This is a genomic window from Streptomyces sp. P5F9, from assembly GCF_057961495.1.
In genome coordinates this window covers 1-2,267 of record NZ_JBXVPZ010000809.1, presented here as the reverse complement: position 1 = coordinate 2,267, position 2,267 = coordinate 1, and the positions used below count along the sequence as shown (strand labels likewise).

General features: G+C 69.4%; 3 protein-coding genes. 2 read left to right on the top strand and 1 reads right to left on the bottom strand.

The window, feature by feature from the left end; genetic code table 11:
• The coding region (locus tag AC31A1_RS50375) for a serine/threonine-protein kinase (RefSeq protein WP_489659744.1) at nt 1–1,052 on the bottom strand (1,052 nt) is incomplete at its 3' end.
• Between the two features lie 196 nt (nt 1,053–1,248).
• Between AC31A1_RS50375 and AC31A1_RS50370 the strand changes: the two genes are divergently transcribed.
• A complete protein-coding gene (locus AC31A1_RS50370) occupies nt 1,249–1,524 on the top strand; it encodes a DUF8836 family protein (protein WP_033282228.1) in 276 nt (91 codons plus the stop codon).
• 212 nt (nt 1,525–1,736) lie between these two features.
• On the top strand, nt 1,737–1,946 hold the full coding sequence (locus AC31A1_RS50365; protein WP_317888187.1) for a hypothetical protein: 210 nt from the start codon (nt 1,737–1,739) through the stop codon (nt 1,944–1,946).
• Nucleotides 1,947–2,267 lie beyond the last annotated feature (321 nt).

Genomic DNA, 2,267 nt, shown 5'->3' with positions numbered 1-2,267 from the left:
CTCGGAGATGTGTATAAGAGACAGCCCCCACGCGACGGACTACCGCCACCCCGGGAGGGCGAAGCGGCACCACGAGGTGCCGGCGTCCCCTGAGGACCCTGAGGATTCTGTGGCCGCCGCTGACTCTGGGTGCGCTGCTGCTCCGGATAGCTGTCGGTGAGCCGCCCGGTAGGCCGATCCGCCTCCGCGGCACGCGGCCCGGGCGGCCGCACATCGGCCATCCCCTGAGCCTCACGCGCGGCGATCTCCTTGAGCCGCAAGGACAGTTGGAGCGTGCTGGGCCGCTCCTCGGGATCCTTCGCGAGGCACGCGCGGACGAGCGGAGCGAGCGCGTCCGGCACCCCGTGCAGCTGCGCCTCCTCGTGCACCACGCGGTACAGCATGACCTCGGAACTACCGTGCCCGAAGGGCGAGTCGGAGGTCGAGGCGTACGCGAGCGTGGCCCCGAGCGAGAAGACATCGGTGGCCGGAGTGACGGCCGCCCCCCGCACCTGCTCGGGCGCGAGGAACCCGGGCGAACCCACCGCCGTACCGACATGCGTGAGCGTCGACGCCCCGGTCGCCCAGGCGATACCGAAGTCGATGATCCGCGGACCCTTGGGGGAGAGGAGGATGTTCGACGGCTTGAGATCCCGGTGGACGACCCCGGCTTCATGCACCGCGACGAGCCCCTCGGACAGAGCGGCCCCGATGGCGGCGACCTCGGCCGCTCCCAGCGCACCTTCGTCGGCGACCTTGTCATGCAACGACGGCCCGGGCACGTACTGCGTGGCGAACCACGGCCGATCGGCGTCGAGATCCGCAGCGACCAGCCGGGCAGTACATCCCCCGCGAATCCGCCGAGCGGCCGAGACCTCGCGCGCGAACCGCGAACGGAACTCCTGGTCCTCCGCCAGATCCGGCCGGATGACCTTCAGCGCGACCCGCTGACCCTTGCGGTCGGAGCCCAGATAGACGACACCCATTCCGCCCGCGCCGAGCCGTCTGTGAAGCCTGAACGAGCCGACGACGCGCGGGTCCTCGCGCCTCAGGCGCATCATCGCCATGTTCATCCCCGCTGCCCGGTCCGTGTGACGAGCGACAGCTTACGTTTCCACGGGCGCCCGCGCGCAAAGGCCGCGCCCTCTCGGACCGACGGATTGTCAGTGCCGGGTGGGAAACTCGAAGGGTGGTCAGAGGCGTTGCGAGCAGCAGGACTTCACATCACCTCGGACCCCAACCAACCATCACAGAAGGGGGATTGAGCGCGTGAAGGGTGATCGCGTCGAGATAGTGGTGGACGCCGGCGACACAACACGTACCTACGAGGTGGTGGCGAGCAGGGCGGGCCGTCGGGTGGAGACGGCGGTACGACGAGGTGTCGTAGAAGTGAGCGAAGTCACCCGCAGTGGCTCCGTCGTCCGTACCGCCCGCTTCATGGCGACCAGGGTTCTCGCCCTGGTCGAGCAGCCGGTCCCGCGCGAGGACAGCTCAGAGAAAGCGGGGCACACCGGACTACCCCTCCGGGAAGACCCCGAGACGTAGGACCCGGTCTCCACCCAGGGGAGTAGTTCGCAGGTCATTGCTCATCCTCCGGGAGGCCCGCCAATCGGTACGAGGGCATGACGACCCGCACCCGCCGCACGCCTAGATTTGAGGTCAAGCGGCGGGTGCAGCACTCGTCCCCCGAGGTCAGACACCCGCCGCTGCCAACGACAACTGAGTTCGGTCAACGGAGCACGGTCAGGAGAGGGACCATGGCCCACACGGCACCGCGGGCATTGATCCGCGAAGAGGGACGCAAGGCGTACAACGCGGCGTTCCACACCCGCCGCACGGGCCGTCGCCACCCACTGGTGGCGACCTTGATGGCACTTCCCCTGGCGGTCCTGCTCCTCGTCGTCTTCGACGGCTGGGAGACCGTGGCCACACAGGCGTCGTCCGTGGGAGTGATGCTGGGGCGCTGAGCGGCGACCCCAGGCCCGGAAGAGCGGTCCGGGCGGGGACATCAACCCATGAAACCCCGTGGGGACGGGGGTGCGGCGGACGGCAAAAAAAGCCGGCGCAGCTGGGGAGCTGCGCCGGCTTTGCTTTGCCCTTTTACGGATTCTTCTCGGTGCCGGCCGGCGCTCCCAGCGCGTCCGGCGTTCCCCTTTCAGCGCAGGCCGGCTACATCCAGCCCGTCCGGCGTTTGAGGACGAGGCCGTTCAGGCCGAAGGGGGTCTGGGGCGCAGCCCCAGGCGGGGTCGAAGGGGCGGCAGCCCCTGGAGGATGGGACGGGTAGGGGC

Bases quoted from the DNA above. Each gene is read 5' to 3' on its own strand.
- AC31A1_RS50365 (WP_317888187.1), top strand. From the start codon at position 1,737: ATGGCCCACACGGCACCGCGGGCATTGATCCGCGAAGAGGGACGCAAG.